The 672-nt window shown below is 62.9% G+C and carries 1 protein-coding gene; it reads right to left on the bottom strand.

What is annotated here, in order from left to right; all coding sequences use genetic code 11:
• Window positions 1-138: 138 nt before the first annotated feature.
• On the bottom strand, window positions 139-672 hold a 534-nt coding region (locus MMB74_RS27335; RefSeq protein WP_277431716.1), incomplete at its 5' end, for a transposase.

The raw sequence follows: 672 nt of genomic DNA, 5'->3' as shown, positions 1-672 counted from the left end.
CAGGCTGTTGAAGTATCCCCCTCGCAGCGCGACGGTAGCTTTCTCAAGAGCTGCTGCGCCGACTTGGGGGTGTCGATTTGATGCTGAATTTCCTTAATTCGGGCCGATTCGATGTCGTTTCCTCGCCGACTTTGGCCTCTATGCCGCTTTCGCCGCGAGTGTTCGCATGCGCGTGAGGTTGTAGGCCGCTTGCGTCAGCAGAAACAACTGCTCGACTCGCTCTCGCCCGCGACACATGACCGGCCGAATCCGGCCAATCGTCTTGCCCCAGCCAAACACCTGCTCGATACATTTGCGCTTGCGCTGACTGACGGTGTAGCCCGCCCAACGTGTCGTGCGCCCGTCGATGGCCGAGCCGCCAGCACGCGCGTCGTTTTGCGCGACATGCGGCGTCACGCGATTGGCGCGACACGTCGCCACGAATCCGGCCGTGTCGTAATTCTTGTCGGCCCCCACCGTAATCGGCACCTCGGCAAGCCGCGCCGCATCAGCAAGCATGTCGGCCGCCGCGTCCCGTTCGGCCGTACCGGTGGCCTGCGTCACCTGCGCGTTGACCACCAGGCCATGCCGGTTGTCCGTGAGAACGTGCCCCATGTAGCAAAGCATCGCGCCGGTGTTGCGACTCTTGCGGAACAGCTTCGCCTGACTGTCGCTGCTCGATTCATGCGTCTC

Source organism: Trinickia sp. Y13 (assembly GCF_029522115.1).
GTDB lineage: Bacteria > Pseudomonadota > Gammaproteobacteria > Burkholderiales > Burkholderiaceae > Trinickia.
The sequence above is the reverse complement of the archived record's forward strand: the minus strand, read 5'-3'. Positions and strand labels throughout refer to the sequence as shown.